The sequence below is a fragment of the Candidatus Edwardsbacteria bacterium RifOxyA12_full_54_48 genome (genome assembly GCA_001777915.1).
In the GTDB taxonomy this organism is placed as follows: Bacteria; Edwardsbacteria; AC1; order AC1; family EtOH8; genus UBA2226.
The window spans coordinates 154637-172896 of record MFFN01000001.1; the positions used below are offsets into that span (position 1 = coordinate 154637).

Genomic DNA, 18260 nt, shown 5'->3' on the forward strand with positions numbered 1-18260 from the left:
GATACCTTTATCTGTTAACTATTATCCTGGGCAGCAGGGGGTTGATCCTGGTGACCACCTCATAGTTGATGGTGCCTATCCATTGGGCCAGCTGTTCGGCGCTGATCTGCTCCTGGCCCTGCCTTCCCAGCAGCACCGCCTCGTCCTCCAGCTTGACCCCCGGGATGTCGGTGATGTCGGCCAGGCAGAGGTTCATACACACCCGGCCCCTGATGGGCGCTCTTTTGCCCTTGATCAGCACATGGGCGGTGTTGGAGAGCCTGCGGTCATATCCGTCGTAATAACCGACCGGCAGGACCGCCAGCCTGGTCTTTCGGGTGGTGCGGTAGGTGCAGCCGTAGCTGATAAAAGATCCGGAAGGGACGGTCTTGACCTGGGCCACCCGGGTCTTCCAGGACAGCACCGGTGCAAGGCTGAACCCGGGATCGCTGTCCCGGACGGCCAGCATGGTCTCCCGGGAGGGCCACAGCCCATAGAGGCCGATGCCGATCCGGGCCAGATTTTTATGGGTGTCGGGGAATATCAGAGCGGCTGCGGTGCAGGCCACATGATTCACCGGAGCGGAGTGTCCCAGCTTTTCCAGCCGGGCGATCATCCGTTGGTAATTCTCCTTTTGGGAATCGGGATAACTGCGGTCGGTGGTGTCCTCTATATTGGCGAAGTGGGTGGAGTAACCCTCCAGAAACAGATGGGGATATTTTTTGATCAGGGCCGCCAGGCTTATGGCTGCCGCCAGATCAACCCCTTGGCGGTTGGTGCCGGTCTCCAGTTTTATGTGGAGGGGGATCTTTTTTTTAATTTTTATTTTGGCCAGGGCCAGAACGGTCTCCTGGTTGTATGCCGTCAGCCGGATGTCGTTCCTGGCCGCTTCGGCCAGACGGCCCAAGGGCACATAGCCCAGCAGCAACAACGGTTTTCTGACGCCCTGTTCTCTTAATGCCACCGCCTCATCCAAAGAATTCAGCCCCAGCCAGTCCACCAGCTTCGATCCGGCCAGTATCGATGCCACTTCAGGCAGGCCATGCCCGTAGGCGTTGGATTTTATCACCGGCATGAATTTGGCCTGCGGCCCCAGCAGCTTTCGGAAAGCCCGGATATTGCCGAGCAATGCCGCCCGGTCGATCTCCACCCAATTGATATTTTTATTCATATAACCTTATCCTGTTGGCAAGTTTATGTTATTCTACTACTAATCACACACGGGTTGCAAGTTTTTTTAAAAAAAATATTGCTTTTTGGGTAAAAATATGGTAAAAGTATAAGATAGCATAGAGGTAAAGCATTATGGCTGATGAAATTAAACAACCGTTGCCGCCGGCCAGCATAGAATCCCTTTTCTATATGCTGGCCACATCGGCGATGGTAAATTTGGGGCAGGTGCCAGAACCCACAAATCAAAAGACCACAGTCAAACTGGAGCTGGCCAAACACAATATCGACACCCTGGGGGTACTGCAGAAAAAGACCGCCGGAAACCTTACATCGGATGAATCCAGGCTGCTGGACGAGCTGCTGTACGATCTGCGCATGAAGTTCGTCCGGGCTACATCCCAGAACGAGAAAAAATAAACTTATTTGGAAAAGGAGCGGAGCATGTTTAAGAACAGGTCACTGTTGGCGTTGCTGGTTATAGCCGGGTTTCTTTTCAGCGCCGGGATCATTTCCGCCCAGCAGGGCAACCTGGTCCATAAAGTGGTGGAGGGGGAAACCCTGTGGGAGCTGGCCGGGAGATATTTTCAGAATTCCTTCTCCTGGCCCCTGATCTGGGAGGCCAACAAGGAGATCATCGCCGACCCCCACTGGATCTATCCCGGCCAGGATCTGGTGATCCCTCCCCAGACCGTTTCGGGGCAGGTGACCGCGCCGGATACCGCCGCCGGCCAGCCCGAGATGCAGGCCGAGGCAGCAACCCAGGAGGAGACCCCGGCCGAGGAGATGGTCTATGAGCCGGAGCCGGCCAAGGAGACCCCGGCGGTCTCGGTAAGAAAAACCCAGGCTATGGGGTATGTTAAAAGGCCGACCCCGGTGGTATCGGAGCTGATGGCTTTCGAGGCCGGCTTCATCAGCGATGAGCTGGACAAGCCCACCGGCCACATCATCGGCAGCGACCGCAAGGATATCGAAGCCATGATGGCCAACGATCCGGTGTATATCAACCTGGGATCGCGCGACGGGGCCAAGCCGGGCGATAAGCACGCCCTGTACCGGGTGGGACAGAAGGTGAAGCACCCCCAGAACGGAAAGAACCTGGGCAAGATCATCAATATCGTGGGCGTTCTGGAGGTGACGGATGTCGAGGAGAAAACCTCCCGGGCCAAACTGATAAAGACCTTCGACGGCATATCCCGCAAGGAGGCCTTCCGGCCTTACGTCCAGATAATAGTGCCCAAGGATGTGTCCCCGTTGCCGGTGCAAAAATCCAACCAGGGGTGCATCGTGGCTTTCAAACAGACCAACGCCACCGCCACCGAGTACAAAGTGGCTTATATCGACCAGGGCCTGGCCAACGGGATCATGCCGGGCGACGTTTTCGAGATATACCGTACCGGAACCATGGCCAGCGATCCCGACCGGGGCGGTAAAAATATCCTTCCCGAACTTATAATCGGACAGCTGCAGGTGTTATCGGCCAGGAACAACACCGCGGCTGCGGTGATCACCAATTCCAAGGTGGAGGATATTGTGGTGGGGGAGAAGATCCGGCTTATCAAACAGGTCCCCACCAGGTGACCCTTGCTGAACTGACATAAGATAGTTAGGGAAAATGGGACAGAAAAAAATGATCGGAGAAATAATGGTTTCCCTGGGCCATGTCTCGTTGGAGCAGATCAACCAGGCCAGACGGAGCCAGATGGATAATTCCGCCAAGCGATTGGGGGAGTGTCTGGTCGATCTGGGGTATATCACCAACGAAGATGTCAACCGGGCGCTGGATATCCAGAGGATGGAATGATTTGCCCAGACGGGCGGGAAGGAAGTAACATGGGAGCATCCAATAAAAACCCCGATCTGCTTAAGAAAGTATACCTGTTCAACGATCTGACCCAGCCGGAGCTGGAGAAGATCCTGGCCCTGGCCTACGAGAAGGCCTATGAGAAGGAATCGGCCGTCTTTCAGGAGGGCGAGATCGGCGACGCCTTCTACATAGTCGACCAGGGGCAGGTCCGGATATCCACCATGGTCCCGGGAGTTGGGGAAGAGGCGCTGAAGATCCTGCGGCCGGGGGATTATTTCGGGGAGATGGCCCTGATAGACGACTTTCCCCGCTCGGCGGCCGCCATCGCCCACGAGGGCGAGGTCAAGCTGCTGGCCATCTACAAGCGGGATTTCAAAAAGCTGATGGCCGAAGACAAGGAGATGGCCTACAAGCTGATGGCGGTCTTCATAAAGACCCTCTCCACCCGCCTGCGGGACACCAACGACAAGCTGAAAAATATCTTCGCCATAGCCAAGTCTTTTTAACCGATTTTGACGGAACGAGGTTGGAACATCCAACCTCGTTCCGTCTGTTTTTCGGAAGGAATTTCAATTTAATTGATCGGGAGAAAATGATGTCAAAAATCACCAGCCTGGCGGCCATATGTTTGGCGTTGTCGGTCGCTTCCTGCTGTCACCAGAAGACTGTTGTTCCGGCGGGAACCTCTCTCAAGGTTGAAATTGAAGTGATTGCCAAAGATCCCGCAAAATTTTCGGATCGGCTGCTGGAAACCGAAGGGGTCCTGAAAAATGCCGGCGGCAATTATTTCACCGACCTGAGGCTGGTCCTGACCGGGAATAAAGGGGGGGAGATCGAGGTGACCGCCTGGGCCCCTCTAGAGGTGCCTCCGCCCAGGCCGGGTCCCAACCGGCCCCGCCGACCCAAAGTGATGTCCGATTTTCTGGACAGGAGGATGCGGCTGACCGGGCGGCTGGAGGACCAGGGCGGAAAGTTGATCCTCCGGGTGGAAAAGGCCGAGGAGATCATCGACCGGGAGGGGACCGATGAGAAGTAATGTTTTATCCGGCCTGATCCTGGTGGCCCTGCTGGCAGTCCCGGCCGGGGCCATGCCCCCCCGTTCCGGGGTGAGCGAGCCGGCCTCGCTGGCGGCCCTGCGGCTCAAGGGGCTGGATAGTCCGCGGGACGGCCTGATCCAGCAGCTGCGGACCAAGGACGCCGCGGCCAAGATCAGCGGCAGCCGCAGTTATCCGGTGGTGATGGGATATTTCACCGATCTGGCCGGCACCAACACCCAGGGCGAGTTTCAGGCCATGCTGTTCAGCACCTCCAGCGGGATAAAATCGGTCAACAATTATTACCGGGACATGTCCTACAATGCCATGAGCTGTTCCGGAAGCGTTGACGCCTGGCGCAGCAGCAACAATACGGTTGCCTATTACTCGGTCGACGGCGGCACCAGCGACGGCACCACCCAGAACACCTACGAATTCATCAGGAAGGTCCTGGCCCACGCCGACTCCTTCGTCAACTTTGCGGCTTCCGGCTATGACCAGAACAACGACGGCTACGTGGATGTGCTGTGGGTGGTTCACGCCGGCAAGGGGGCGGAGGAGGGCGCCAGCAACATCTGGTCGCACAGTTTCCAGCTGACGGGGTACACCGGGGGCAGTGCCTACATAACCAAAGATCCCTGGCCGGGTCATGCCGGCCAATACCTGAAGATAGACAGATACATCATCATGCCGGAGCGGACCAATTATGCCGACGGCAACGGCGGCACCACAGAGATGATCGGCTGCGGGGTATTCTGCCACGAATTCGGACATGCCCTGGGGCTGCCGGACCTTTATGACACCGGCGGCTTCAGCATCTCCGGCAGCGGCCTGGGGCTTTTTTCCCTGATGGCGGCCGGCTCCTGGGGGGGCGATTATAACAGCGGGGCCACCCCGGTGGCGCTGGACGCGTGGGCCAAGAGATTTCTGGGATGGCTGGCGCCGGTGATGGTCAAGGCCAACGGGTCCTACAACGTCAACAGCACCCTGGCCACGGCCAGCAACAGCTCCTACCACCTGGCCCAGATGGGCAGCGAGGGGACCATGCAGTACTGGCTGGTGGAGAACCGCTGGAGAACCGCCGCCGGGCCTTTCAGCGGGGTGGCCTGGGACGCCAACCTGGCATCCCAGGGCCTGGGGATATACCATATCGACAGCTTCTACACCAGCGGTTCGTATTTTGCCAACAACCTGGTGAACGTCAACAGCACCAATGGCGCCTCACAGAACCGCCCCTACGGGGTGGCCCTGGAGGAGACCGATATCGGGGCTTTGGGCTACAGCTCCGAACTGTGGACCGGGGCCAATTACGGCGAGGCGGTGGACTTTTGGAGTTCGGCCACCCAGTCCGGCTTCGACAGCCTGGGGACCGCCTATCCGGTATCCTACCTGAACAACAACATCACCCGCTCCGGGATAGCGGTGATGGCCATCTCGGCCGCCTCGGCCGCCGTGGGCTGCAACATGTACGTCATCCCCGGGGGCGGCACCGATTTCAGCATCGGGATCATGCAGAACCCGGCCTTCACCCAGTATCTTTCGCTGGCGGCGGTGTCCGGCAGCCTGATGCCTTCGGCCCCGGCCCTGGATACTGCCCTGATGACGGTCTCGGCCCAGGTGGAGACCCTGTCCTTTGCCAAGCTATCCGATTGGACCTATAACTGCGAATACCAGCTCAAAATAGAAGGCCAGCACCATCTGCATCTGGCCGCAGTGGATTCCGGCGGAACCTGGCGCAGCGGCGACCGGTATTTTGAGGTGGTGGCGGCCAAAACTGCGGGCAATACAGTCAGCCCCAGATCCGCCCCCATTACGCTGAACCTCCCGGCCGGGGCCCTGGCCCGGGACCTGTATCTGGCAGTATTCGAGCCCCAGGCCAGCGACCCCCCGGGAACGGCCGTGATCGAACCGGTTCAGATCGGGCCGGCCGGAATGTCCCTGCTGAAACCGGCGATCCTGGAATTATCCTATGATCCCGTCTCGCTTGGCGAAAGGGACGAACTGCGTCTGGGCCTCCATCAATTCAAAGACGGCGTCTGGGAATACCTGCCGGGGCAGATCGATAAAAAGGTCCATAAGGTCATTGGGTCCATAAATAGCCTGGGGATCTACGCCCTGTCATGGGATGCCGGCAATTCGGCCCTGGCGGAGATCAACCATGGGACAAGCCCTGCCGTCTGGCCCAACCCCTTCCGCTCAGCGGTCAGGGTCAGATACCAGGTCAAGCACCAAGGGCCCATCAGTATCTCGATATACAATATCTTGGGGCAACAAGTAAACCAGGTCTTCCGGGGATACCGGCCGGCCGGGGATCATGATTTCAGTTGGGACGGCCGGGACGGCAACGGACGCCAGGCGGCCCCGGGCATATATTATTACAGGGTGAGCGGCGCTTCCTCCGATCAAACCGGCCGCATGGTATTGGTGAAATAAGGAGATGATGATGAAGAAGATCCTGATATATTCAGTGGCGGTGCTGACAGCCGCGATTCTGGGGTGCAGCAAGGAGGCCACCGCACCGGAGCCCGAGTTGACAGCCGCCCAGCTGCTATCCCAGGGCTGGACATATTTCAACGCCGGCAGTTTCTCCGCCGCTCTGAGCAGTTTCCAGCAGGCCAAGGCCAAGGACCCCGCATTGGTCGATGCCTACAACGGCATCGGCTGGTGCCAGGGGATAACGGGCCAAAATAACGAGGCCCAGGCAACCTTCAACAGCGGTCTGGCCAGGCAGGTGGCTAACAACGAAATGAGAGCCGGGCTATCCTTCGTTCTGGCCTCGCTCGACAGCTGCCCGGCGGCCGTCCGTAACGACAGCCTGGTGCTGGCCTCGGACAGCCTGTGGGAATTCTCCCATAAGTATTCATTGTCGGCCGATCAGATAATGAATTACAAAGAACTGAACCTGTTGCTGGCCGAATGTTACTATAAACTGGGCAGCTTCGGCGCCGCGCTGGATGCGGTTAAAAAACTGGATCCCCTGTTCACCGTGACCGATGTCAACACTTCGGAGGGGCAGTCCGAACTGCTGATGAAGATCGAGAGCCTGGGATCAACCATCTAACTGGTTGAAATTATTTCCCAGGGTTTTCAATTGACTATGGCGGGCAATTATTGTATCATAGCTTCTGACGGAGGGCCCTATGGATATCAGAAAATCCCCGGCCATCTTTCTGGGGGTCGTGATGCTGGCCGTCTCCGGTTGCTCTTCATCGGCCGATGACAACAATCGAACCACCTTGCAGAAGGCCCAGGACCTGGGGCGGGTGGAGATAAACAAATACCAGGGCCAGCGGCTGACCGATTTCGAGAAACTGCGGGACAACTCCATTCAGGGCCCGCAGAAGATCGATACCGCCAAATACCGCCTGATCATCGACGGCCTGGTGTCGGTCAAACAGGAATTGAGCTATCGCCAGGTGCTGGGGATGGAGCGGTATCAAAAGCTGCTGATACTGCACTGTGTCGAGGGATGGAGCGCCCGGGGGCTTTTCGAGGGGGTGCTGGTGGAGGATATTTTAAAACTGGCGGTTGTCAAGCCGGGGGCCAACACCCTGATATTCCATGCCGCCGACGGATACACCTCTTCTCTGCCGCTGAAAACCGTGCGGGACAAAAAGCTCCTGCTGGCCCATAGGATAAACAACCAAACCCTAACCGTCCGGTCGGGCTTTCCCTTTCAGCTGATAGCCGAGGACCAGCTGGGATACAAGTGGGTCAAGTGGCTGAAACGGATCCAGGTCTCCAACGATTCCACCTATCGCGGTTTCTGGGAAAGCCGGGGCTACGACAATAAGGCGGATTATTGAAAAGGAAAAGGATATGAAAATCAAAAAAAAAGCCATGCCCAAAGCTCTGCAGGCCGCACTGAAGCTGGAGCGAAAGGGGACCGCCTTCTACCTGAAGATGTCGGAGAAGACCGGCAACATCCTGGCCAAGCGGCTGTTCGACCAGCTGGCCATGCAGGAGGTGGAGCACATCGGCCGGATAAACGAGATCTACTCGGCCATCACCCAGGGGCAGGTCTGGCCCGAGCCCAAGGGAAAGAAGATCGGCTACCTGGAGGCCGAGATGAAGAAGGTATTCGCCCGGATCAATCACAGCAAATCCCGGGAAAAACCGGACAATATCTCGGGCCTGAAAGTGGCCATGGACATGGAATGGTACAGCTATAAGATGTACCAGAAATTCTTTTCCGCCGCGGTGGACGGTCCGGAAAAGGATTTTTTCAAGCGGCTGCTGGAGGAGGAGACCAAGCACTACGAGGCGCTGTCCAATGTCTATGCCTACCTGACCAGCAGCGGGGACTGGTTGGAGCGTTCCGAGAGCAACACTTGGAACTGGATGAACTCGTAAAATCCTTAAAGGGAAGATATAATGCAACATCTAGTAGTGGAGAAAAAACAGGTTACGGTCACCATGCGATGCCGGGACCAGCAGGTGATCAAAGGGGATCTTTTTTTAAGCCTGATGGCCAAGAACCATATCGGCCAGGAGACGGTGCTGGACTTCATGAATGAGCCGGAGGAATTCTTCGTGCTCAAGGTGGCCACCGCCCCCTCCATCAACATCATCAACAAGGCCAGGATCATGGAGGTGTCGGTGGCCCTGGAGGTGGAGGCCGCCGACCTGAACCGGGAGGCCATGGGAATCAAGGAGGAGCCGATGACGGCGGTGTTCAACGATAATTTCAAGCTGAGCGGGAAGGCCTACATCGATCTGCCGCCGGAGAAATCCCGGACCATAGATTTTTTAAACCAGAGCGAGAGATTCTTTTTGCTGGTCACCGATCATACTGCCCATATAGTCAACCGCAGACACATCAGTTATGTAATACCAGGGAGATAAGAATGGCAAAGATAGACGTATTTTTCAAGGCAATGAACGATCACCGGGCCACCGAATTTTACCTGGCCAGCGAATCGGAGCCGCAGTTCAAAACAGCATCCGGCATCCAGGCCGTCTCCAAGCAGAAGTTTTCAAACCAGGAGGTGATGGGACTGCTGTCGGAGATCATGTCCCCGGCCGAGCGGGAGAAGCTGATGGACCAGCCGAAGGTGGAATTCACATACAAAGGGCCGGTGGGAGAATATCACGGAACGGTCAGTATGGAGGGCCACAGCATAAAGGCCGTGTTCCTGCCGGCCGGTGCCGCCGCCCCGCACCAAGAAGCCCCGGCTGCTGCGCCGGCCGCCAGCGCCCCGGCGCCAACCCCCGCGACCTCGGTCTCCGGCTCGTATAAGCCTGCCGAGATCGACAAGCTGCTGCACCTGCTGGTGGAACGCAAGGGTTCGGACCTGCATCTTTCGGCCGCCGAGAGGCCCTGCGTACGGATAGACGGCGATATCAAGAAGCTGGAGGAATATCCGGTGATGTCTCCGGACGACACCAGGCGGATATTGCTGGAGATCGCCGGGCCCCGCTACCGCCAGCAGTACGAGGAGCATCACGACACCGATTTTGCCTACGAGATACCCGGACTGGCCAGGTTCCGGGTGAACTATTTCTCCGACCGCAAAGGGATGGGCGGGGTGTTGAGGGTGATCCCCTCCAAGACCGTCACGGTGGAGGACCTGAAACTCTCTCTGGCCATCCAGAATCTGTGCTACCTCTCCAAGGGGCTGGTGCTGGTGACCGGACCCACCGGGTCGGGAAAATCCACCACCCTGTGCGCCCTGGTGGACCTGATCAACCGCACCCGGAGCGACCATATAATCACCCTGGAGGACCCTATCGAGTTCGTCCATGAGAACAAGAAGTGTCTGGTCAACCAGCGGGAGATCGGCAGCCACACCGATTCCTTCAAGAACGCCCTGAGGGCGGCCCTGCGGGAGGACCCGGACATCGTTTTAGTGGGCGAGATGCGCGACCTGGAGACCATCTCCATCGCCATCGAGACCGCCGAGACCGGGCATCTGGTGTTCGGAACCCTGCATACCTCCACCGCCGCCAGCACGGTGGACCGGGTGATCGAACAATTCCCGCCCGACCGCCAGGAGCAGATCCGGGTGATGATGTCCGAATCGTTGAAGGGCATCGTGGCCCAGACCCTGTGCAAGAAGATAGGCGGGGGACGGGTGGCCGCCATGGAGGTGCTGTTCGGCATTCCGGCGGTCTCCAACCTGATCCGGGAGGGGAAGACCTACCAGCTGCCGTCCATCATCCAGACCAACCGTAAGATGGGGATGGTGATGCTGAACGACGCCCTGATGGAGATAGTCAAAAAGAAAATAGTGGAGCCCAAGGATGCCTACATAAAATCCATGGACAAGATCGATTTGCTTAACCAGCTGAAGCGCGACGGGTTTGACACCTCGTTTGTGGATGAGGTGAGATAGATCTCGTCCTCTGCGACCGTACCCCGCTTCGAAGATTTAGCTTCGGGTCCGTTCTCGGTGCATGCTTTGCCCCCTCTCCTGGGAAACCAGGCGAGGGGTTTTTTTATTGCTAAAATCATCTATTTGATGTATCATTAATTGTGCTATACTCATCAGGAAGATATGAAAAATCTGGATATAAAATACATCCAAAAAAACTTGAGGACCCTGGAATTCGGCCGGAAGCTTTTCTATTTCGACCGGTTGGATTCCACCAGCAGCCACCTGGCGGAGCTGTCAAAGGGTTTAGCCGGGCAGGGCACCGTGGTGATTGCCGAACAGCAGACCGCCGGGCGGGGCCGGCAGGGCAACAGCTGGTACTCGCCGCCGGGCCCGGGGTTGTATTTCTCCCTGCTGCTGAAGCCCAAACTGCCATCCATCAAGCTTTCCGGCCTGACCCTGGCGCTGGGATGTTCGGCGGCGGAAGCTATAGAAAAGGTGGTTAAGAATCCGATTGCGGTTAAATGGCCCAACGACCTGTATTGCAACAGCCGCAAGGTGGGGGGGATACTGACCGAGATGCAATCCCACGGCGGACTGATAGATAACGCCGTCGTCGGGATCGGCCTGAACGTCAATAACCAGTCGGTCCCGCCGGAACTGAGCGATATTGCCTCCTCGCTGCTGCTGGAGACCGGAAAGACCTGCTCCCGCGAGGACCTGCTGATAGGCCTTTTAACCCGGCTGGAGGACGATTACCGGGCCTTTGCGAAACAGGGCTTGCCTGCTTTTGCCGACAGGCTGTCCGGAAGGTTCTTCCTCAAGGGCAAACGGGCCTCGGTCCAGGATGGCCTGAACCTCCAGCTGAAGGGAGTGGTGATCGGCTTCGACAGCGACGGCGGCCTGCTGCTGGCCGATGACCGGGGCCGGACAGTAAAATGCAGTTCCGGTACCGTTATGGAGATGGAGCCATGAACCTGTGTCTGGATATAGGCAACAGCAAGATCCGGGCGGCGGTCTTCAGAACCGGCCGGCCGGCGGCCGATGAGATATTGCATTACGGGCAGGACATCAGCCCATCAAAGCTGCGAGCCTTTATCCGTAAACTTGCCGGCCAGCATACCATAGACCGGGCCGGCCTGATCTCGGTATCCCCGTCCCTTACGGCCAGGGTTCGAAAAGCCTTCACCGAACTGCCGGATATTCGGCTTAAGGTGATCACCTGCTGGGACCTGAAAGCAATGAATATCCGCTACCGCAATCCCGGGAAGCTGGGGATCGACCGGCTGATCAACGCCTATGCGGCATACCAGCTTTACGGAGGGCCGGCCCTGGTGGTGGACATCGGGACCGCCATCACCTGGGATGCGGTCACAGCCCAGGGGGGATTTTTAGGCGGGGCCATAGCCCCCGGGCCGGGCATCATGGCCGGGGCCTTGACCCAGCATACTGCGGCCCTGCCGTTGGTCAAGTTAAAAAAGAGACCGCGGCCGGTGGGGCGGGATACGGAGGAATGCATTCAATCAGGCCTTTACTGGGGGACCGTGGGGATGATCAAAGAACTGATCGGCCGGATATCCCGGGACACCAAACTCGATCACCGGGTGATTTTCACCGGCGGGCTGGGTTCCTTGTTTGCTCCGGAGTTCAGGGGATGCCGGGCTGATGAACTGCTGACCCTGAAGGGGATCGACCGGCTTCTGACGGAAATTGAAAACCAAAAACAAAAAACACGGCCGCTTTAGAATACCATCAAATACGGCCGATATAAAATCATAAGAAATGGAAGAAAATATGGCAACTGATATCATTATCAACACTACTACCCACGAAACCAGGATCGCCCTTTTGGAAGAGGGGCGGCTGGTAGAGTTGTGGCTGGAGCGCAGCGCCGAACAGCGAATGGTGGGGGACATCTACAAGGGCCGGGTGGAGAAGGTCCTGCCGGGCCTGCAGGCGGCCTTCGTGGACATCGGCTTCGGCAAGAGCGGGTTCCTGGCCTTTTCCGACACCGCCTTCGACCCCGGCGATCTGGAGCCGGATGACCGGTCCCAGGCCAAACCCGCCCGGCGGATCGAGGACGCCCTGAAAAGCGGCCAGGAGGTGATGGTCCAGGTGTCCAAGGAGCCCATCGGCAGCAAGGGCCCCCGGCTTACCTCCCATGTCTCCTTTGCCGGGCGTTTCTGTGTTCTGGTCCCCAACGAGGAAAGGGTGGGCGTCTCCCGCCGGGTGGAGGACCGGGCCGAGCGCCGCCGGCTCAAGGAGGAATTCTTAAAACACCTGCCCCAGGGCTACGGCCTGGTGATCCGCACCGCCGCCGAGGGCGAGGATGAGAAGGGCTTCGGTCGGGACCTGAAGATCCTGCTGAAGACCTGGCAGCAGGTCAAGCGGGATTACCGCAAGGCCAAGATATCATCCCGGGTTTATTCCGAGCCGCCCATGGTGATCAGCTTCCTGAGGGAGCTGGCGGCCATGGAGATCGGCAGCCTGGTGGTGGACGACAAGCGGACCCACGACCAGATGGCCGAATACGTCAAAAACCTGGACCCGGCCCTGAGGAAGCGTCTGCTGCTGTACCGGGAGGATATTCCGCTGTTCGAGGCCTATGATATCGAGGCCCAGATCGAAAAAGCCCTGCAGCAGAAAGTATGGTTGAAAAGCGGCGGACGGATCGTGATCGAGCAGACCGAGGCCCTGGTGACCGTGGACGTCAATTCCGGGCGGTACACCGGCAAGCGGGACGCCGAGGGCACCATCACCCGGGTCAACATCGAAGCGGCCCGGGAGATAGCCCGCCAGCTGAGGCTGCGGGACATCGGGGGCATCATCGTGATAGATTTCATCGACATGGACCGGGAGGCCAACCGCCGCAAGGTGCTGGCCGAGCTGAAGGAGGCCCTCAAGGATGACCGCTCCAAGCCCAAGGTCTACGAGATCTCTCCGCTGGGCTTGGTGGAGATGAGCCGCAAACGGGTCCGGCCCAGCCTGTGGCAGGCCTTCTCCCACAGCTGCCCCACCTGCCAGGGCACCGGGCGGGTGCTGTCGCCCGAGACCATGGCCGCCAGGCTGGAGCGCTGGTTCCTGCAGGCCGACCGGAACATCAGGAACCGCCGGCTGGAGGTGTCGGCCCATCCCCTGTTCATAGATTATCTGGAGCGGCAGGGGCGGAAGCTGGCCGACGATGTTAAAAAGCGGTATAAGGTCGACCTCCGGCTGAAGCGGGACACCCTGGACAATGTCTCCCAATTCAAGATAACCGATTTGGCCGGCGGCCGGGACATCACCCGGGAATTTTCTGTTGACAGATGGGTGGATTTAGATTAAAATAACAGCTTGCCGATCGGAAGCGGAACTATAATCGGTATATTGCCTTAGTCGGCAAAACAGCCGGGATGGTGGAACTGGTAGACACGTACGTTTGAGGTGCGTATGGCGCAAGCTGTGGGGGTTCGACTCCCCCTCCCGGCACCAGATAATCAATCTTCTCATTATCCTTCTATAAACCCACCGTTCAAAAATAAACAAACAGGTGCGATATGGCTTTTGTCAGGGAGATTTTAGATCAGCATTGCCTGAACCAGTTCCTCAAACTGGCTCTGAAATCATTCAACGAAGGCGATTATCATCAGACCATCGAATCGCTGGAGATGATCCAGCAGCACGACCAGGCGGTGGGCCATAAATGCAGCGATGTGGTCACCTTCTATCTCATCGAGGCCAGGGTGGCCATGGCCAAGCTCTACTGGAAGCAGGGCAATGCCATTGCAGCCATCGAGGAATATCAGGAGGCCATAAAGCTGGCCCCCAAATACGCCGATCTTCACCTGTCCCTGGGTCGCATCTATGCCGGGCGGCATGAATACCCGCTGGCCGAAAATTCCTATAAAAAAGCCCTGGAGATCAATCCCAATTATATCGAGGCCTTTCTTTCCCAAGCTTACCTGGCCGCAGAGCAGGGCCGGCACGAAAAAGCCGTGGAACTTTTCATCGGGTTATCGGCCAAGACCCACTTTTACAAGCAGGAGCTGTTCGACAAAGCACTGGCCGAGGCCAACCAGGGAAACCTGGCCAAGGCGGTCAAGGATTTCAACCTGGCCTTCAAAACATCGCCCGACCGGGCCGAGACCCTGTGCGCACTGGGCCAGGATGCATTGCGGGACAACAGCTGCCAGGAGGCGGTCAAGTATTTCCTGCAGGCCAAAAAATTAAAACCGGGCTATGCCGATATCTACAACCTGCTGGGGGTGTGTTACACCCACACCGGGGATTGGGGCAAAGCCGCCAGGTTGCTAAAACAGGCGGTAAAGCTGGCCCCGCATTTCACCCGGGCCTGGCTGAACCTGTGCATAGTCAGCGAGAAGTTGGAAAGGAATGCCCAGGCATTGACTGCCTGCAAAAAGGCCGCCAAGCTGGAGCCGAAGAACATTCTGGCGGCCGAAACCCTGGAAAGACTCTATCAAAAAACCACCGCCAAAAAACCAGGAAGAATTAAAAAATGACCCAACTGAAGGATTATTATTCTATATTGGGGGTGGATCGGCTGGTCAGCGAGACCGAGATAAAACAAGCCTACCGGAAGCTGGCCATGCAATACCATCCCGACAAGAATCCCACAGAATCCAAGGAGGGGCTGGCCAATTCCGCCTTTCAGGACATCAACGAGGCCTACCATACATTGATAGATAAGCTCCGGCGGGCCCAGTACAATAAAATGCTGGCCGAAAAAGCCGCCGGGGTCCAGGCCCACTCGGTCCAGGACAACCAGGCGGATATGGCCTACCGCCACGGGGTGGAGGCCTACAAGGCCAACGAATTCAAACGGGCGGTGGAGTACTTCCGGGCGGCCGCCAAGCTCAACCCCAAGAAGGCCATCTATTACGACCGGCTGGGGATAGCCGTGATCAAGGCCGGCGGACCGCTGGAGGAAGCCAAGATGTACTGCGACAAGGCAATTCAGATGGAGATATACAACGCCGAGCATTACCTGAGCCTGGGCATAATCTACCAGCTGGCCGGAATGGCCGAGAAAGCCAAGGAGCAGTACAAGGAGGCCCTCAAGTGGGACCCCAATAACAGCCAGGCCAGACAGCGGTACGCCATTGTGGAGAAGGAGACCAAAAAGGGGATCTTCGGCAACTTGTTCAAAAAATAGCCCCGTCTCTTGTCCGGTTCAGTTAAAAAAACTTAGGGAGGGAGAGCAGACCATGACCCAGGGATACGAACAAAGAGTGAAGGAACTGGTGGATAACATCCCGGGAGCCCTATGCGCCAGCCTTACCGGGACCGACGGCATCGGGATAACATTCTATCAATCCGGGCTGGACCTGGATCCCACCCTGGCCGACGCCGAGTTCGCCACCATGCTGTCCGCCTCCCGGCGGGCGGCCGAGAACCTTTCACTGGGGAGCATCTCCGAGCAGACCACCGCCACCGAAAAACTGACCGTCCTGATCAAGATGGTGGGGACGGATTTCTACCTGAGCGTGGTCATGCAGCAGGGCGCCGGAAACCTTGGAATGGCCCGGCTGCTGCTGAGAAGGGCCTCCGAAGAACTCAAAAACATTTTATATTGAACGGGAGCAGATTGTGTCATCGGAAAAGCATAACGACCAACAGGATCAGGCACAACAGATAATCAGCAGCCTGGCACAGAGGGAGCAGGAGCTTCAGAAGAAGACCGAAGAAGCCAAAGCCGAGGCCGATCGAATAATCGAAAAAGCCAAAGCCGAGGCTTCCGCTATTTTAAGCAACGCCGGCTCCCGCATGGATGAAAATAATCTGAGCGGCAAAAAAGAGACGGCCCAAAAAGCGCTGCAGCTCATAGAACAGAAAAAGAAACAGGCCGTCGCCCAGGCCGGCCGGCTGGAGCAGCAGGCTGCGGCCAAACAGGGCCAGGCCGTGGAGCTGATCATCAAACAGGTTTTTCCGGAGAACGGATAGATGATCGTCGCCATGAGCCGGGTGCTGATAGTGGGCCCGAAGATAATAAGCTCAGAAGTGATAAGGTCGTTGCACAAAATGGGCCGGCTGCATATTGCCCAGGTCAAGCCCCAGGGCCTGATCCGCCATGCCGAGCTTGATGCCGAGGAGGCCCATTTGAAGCATACCATGGAACGGCTGCAGCAGGAACTGGACGGCCTGCTGACATTGATGGGATTCCACGGGCGCCCCATCAAAACCGCCCTGCCGTCCGATTGGGAAAAGCTGCTGGCCGACCTGATTGTGCAGCGGGCCGAGATCAACCAACTGGTAAAACAGAAGCTGGATCTGAGCGACGAGCTGGCGCTGGTCGAAAATTACCGGGCGGCCTTTGAGGCCCTGTCCCCGCTGATGTCAAAACTGGAATCCAGCCGGAGGATAAAGGCCTTTGGTTTTATGACGAAACTTCAGGAGTCGGCGGCGGTGGATGCCCTGCAAAAGGAACTGCGAAAACTGACGGAAGGGCGGGTCGAATTCTACCGCCACCAGGTCGATGAGAAAAAATTAGCCGTCCTGGCGGTGTTCCATAAAGATGACGAAGAAAAAATCAAAGGTTTCTTTACCAAGGCCGGGGTCAATGAACTGAAACTGCCTTCGGCGGTGGCCTCGCTTAATATGGCGGAGGCGGTCAGCCAGCTTAAGGAAAAAAGCCGCCAACTGCCGGAGATGATCTCCGAAATAAGCAAAAGAATTTCGGATATCTCGCGTCAGCAGGGGCCGGTGTTCGAGGCCTACCGCCTGATGGTGGGGGACGAACTGGCCCGGTTTCATGCCAAAGAGGAACTTCCGGAGGGGCGATTCACCTTCTACCTTCAGGGGTACCTGCCGGCCGATGATCTGCCGGTTTTGAAAGAAATGCTGTTTAAAAAATTCGGCGACAAAGTTTCGGTCCAGGCCCTGGAGATAGACCACCACGACTCTCCCAACGTTCCGGTGATCCTTCAGAACCATAAAATGATCAGACCCTTCGAATTGGCACTTTCCATTTTCAATCCACCCCAATACGGCACGGTGGATCCCACCCCGTTCATTGCCTTTTTCTTCCCATTGTTCTTCGGCTTCATCGTGGGCGACATTGGCTACGGAGCGGTGATGCTGACGGCGGCGGTTATTTTGCATCTGAAACTCAGAGACAACCAGTTGGTCAGGACCCTGACCACCATTTTTGCCTTCTGCGCGGTCTGGACCATAATCTTCGGCGCGGTCTACGGCGAGCTGTTCGGCGATCTGGGTGAGCATATGCACTGGATCAAGCCGATGTCGGAAAAACTCAACCGGATGAGCAGCGAATCCATCATGACGCTTTTCAAAATAGCGGTGTTCATCGGGGCGGTCCAGGTGTACGTCGGCTTCGGCATCATGCTTTACACCGGCATCAAACAGCGAAACCTGCATCATATCTTGGAGCCGGTGGCCTTCGCCCTGGGGGTTTTGGGTGTATTCGGCATATTCTTCACCATGATGGTCAGGATCCTGCCGGTCTCTCTGATGTGGCCTTCCATAGTCCTGACCGGGGCCAGCGCGGTGACCCTGGGGATCCTAGCCGGAGTGGCCGGTCCCATCGAGATATTCGGGGCGGTGGGCAACATCCTGTCCTATGCCCGTCTTTTTGCCATCGGGCTTTCGGCGGCCTACCTGGCCTACGCCGCCAACCTGATCGGCCGGACCATCGGCGGTCTGCCCGGGCTTCTGGTGGCGGCCCTAGTGGTGCATCCGCTGTTCTTCGCCCTGGGCCTGATCAGCCCCATCATGCAGCCCTTCCGTCTCCAGGTGGTGGAATTCTTAACCAAGTTCAAATACCACGATTATTCCGGTAAAAAATACAAACCATTAAAAACATTAGGAGGTGACTAAATGAAGAAACTTCTGGCTATCGCCCTGCTGACCCTGGTTTTGATGCCCCTGGCCACTTTGGCCCTGGCCCAGGACCACGGAACGCCCGCCCCCGCCGAGACTGCCTCGCAGCCCGTCCAGTCC

General features: G+C 57.4%; 19 protein-coding genes, 1 tRNA gene and 1 pseudogene. 20 read left to right on the forward strand and 1 reads right to left on the reverse strand.

Features of this window, described 5'->3' with window-relative positions; genetic code table 11:
- Positions 1-7: 7 nt before the first annotated feature.
- A complete protein-coding gene (locus tag A2273_10650; protein ID OGF09068.1) occupies positions 8-1150 on the reverse strand; it encodes an alanine racemase in 1143 nt (380 codons plus the stop codon).
- A gap of 134 nt (positions 1151-1284) precedes the next feature.
- On the opposite strand from A2273_10650, the gene A2273_10655 reads away from it, so the two are divergent.
- From A2273_10655 to A2273_10750, 20 genes and pseudogenes are all read left to right on the forward strand, one after another.
- A complete protein-coding gene (locus A2273_10655) occupies positions 1285-1569 on the forward strand; it encodes a hypothetical protein (protein ID OGF09069.1) in 285 nt (94 codons plus the stop codon).
- A 24-nt stretch (positions 1570-1593) separates the two neighbouring features.
- Entirely contained in the window at positions 1594-2730 is a 1137-nt protein-coding gene (locus A2273_10660; GenBank protein OGF09070.1) for a hypothetical protein, read from the forward strand.
- A 34-nt stretch (positions 2731-2764) separates the two neighbouring features.
- Positions 2765-2953, forward strand: coding sequence for a hypothetical protein (locus A2273_10665; protein OGF09071.1), 189 nt, complete (start codon positions 2765-2767; stop codon positions 2951-2953).
- 29 nt (positions 2954-2982) lie between these two features.
- Positions 2983-3462: a hypothetical protein gene (locus A2273_10670; GenBank protein OGF09072.1), complete on the forward strand. Its 480-nt coding sequence runs from the start codon at positions 2983-2985 to the stop codon at positions 3460-3462.
- A gap of 89 nt (positions 3463-3551) precedes the next feature.
- Positions 3552-3992 (forward strand): hypothetical protein, encoded by a 441-nt coding sequence (locus A2273_10675; GenBank protein OGF09073.1) that lies wholly within the window; start codon positions 3552-3554, stop codon positions 3990-3992.
- Positions 3982-6423 carry a hypothetical protein gene (locus tag A2273_10680; protein ID OGF09074.1) on the forward strand — a complete coding sequence of 814 codons (2442 nt, stop codon included), beginning with the start codon at positions 3982-3984 and terminating at the stop codon, positions 6421-6423. Before A2273_10675 ends, A2273_10680 begins: the two co-directional genes overlap by 11 nt.
- 10 nt (positions 6424-6433) lie before the next feature.
- Entirely contained in the window at positions 6434-7051 is a 618-nt protein-coding gene (locus tag A2273_10685; GenBank protein ID OGF09075.1) for a hypothetical protein, read from the forward strand.
- 79 nt (positions 7052-7130) lie between these two features.
- Positions 7131-7796: a hypothetical protein gene (locus tag A2273_10690; protein OGF09076.1), complete on the forward strand. Its 666-nt coding sequence runs from the start codon at positions 7131-7133 to the stop codon at positions 7794-7796.
- A 34-nt stretch (positions 7797-7830) separates the two neighbouring features.
- Positions 7831-8343: a hypothetical protein gene (locus A2273_10695; GenBank protein OGF09154.1), complete on the forward strand. Its 513-nt coding sequence runs from the start codon at positions 7831-7833 to the stop codon at positions 8341-8343.
- A gap of 21 nt (positions 8344-8364) precedes the next feature.
- Positions 8365-8835 carry a hypothetical protein gene (locus A2273_10700; GenBank protein ID OGF09077.1) on the forward strand — a complete coding sequence of 157 codons (471 nt, stop codon included), beginning with the start codon at positions 8365-8367 and terminating at the stop codon, positions 8833-8835.
- 401 nt (positions 8836-9236) lie between these two features.
- A pseudogene (locus tag A2273_10705) lies at positions 9237-10325 on the forward strand (twitching motility protein PilT).
- Between the two features lie 162 nt (positions 10326-10487).
- A complete protein-coding gene (locus A2273_10710; GenBank protein OGF09078.1) occupies positions 10488-11279 on the forward strand; it encodes a biotin--[acetyl-CoA-carboxylase] ligase in 792 nt (263 codons plus the stop codon).
- Positions 11276-12049 (forward strand): hypothetical protein, encoded by a 774-nt coding sequence (locus tag A2273_10715; GenBank protein OGF09079.1) that lies wholly within the window; start codon positions 11276-11278, stop codon positions 12047-12049. Before A2273_10710 ends, A2273_10715 begins: the two co-directional genes overlap by 4 nt.
- Positions 12050-12086: 37 nt before the next feature.
- A complete protein-coding gene (locus A2273_10720; protein ID OGF09080.1) occupies positions 12087-13628 on the forward strand; it encodes a hypothetical protein in 1542 nt (513 codons plus the stop codon).
- Positions 13629-13690: 62 nt separating this feature from the next.
- Positions 13691-13775: transfer RNA gene (locus tag A2273_10725), tRNA-Leu, on the forward strand.
- Between the two features lie 65 nt (positions 13776-13840).
- Entirely contained in the window at positions 13841-14803 is a 963-nt protein-coding gene (locus A2273_10730; protein ID OGF09081.1) for a hypothetical protein, read from the forward strand.
- Positions 14800-15456, forward strand: a complete 657-nt coding sequence (locus A2273_10735) for a hypothetical protein (GenBank protein ID OGF09082.1) — start codon at positions 14800-14802, stop codon at positions 15454-15456. The genes A2273_10730 and A2273_10735 overlap by 4 nt, the downstream gene beginning before the upstream one ends.
- Positions 15457-15508: 52 nt before the next feature.
- On the forward strand, positions 15509-15877 hold the full coding sequence (locus A2273_10740; GenBank protein OGF09083.1) for a hypothetical protein: 369 nt from the start codon (positions 15509-15511) through the stop codon (positions 15875-15877).
- Positions 15878-15890: 13 nt separating this feature from the next.
- Positions 15891-16244, forward strand: coding sequence for a hypothetical protein (locus A2273_10745; GenBank protein ID OGF09084.1), 354 nt, complete (start codon positions 15891-15893; stop codon positions 16242-16244).
- Positions 16245-18137: a hypothetical protein gene (locus A2273_10750; protein ID OGF09085.1), complete on the forward strand. Its 1893-nt coding sequence runs from the start codon at positions 16245-16247 to the stop codon at positions 18135-18137.
- Positions 18138-18260 lie beyond the last annotated feature (123 nt).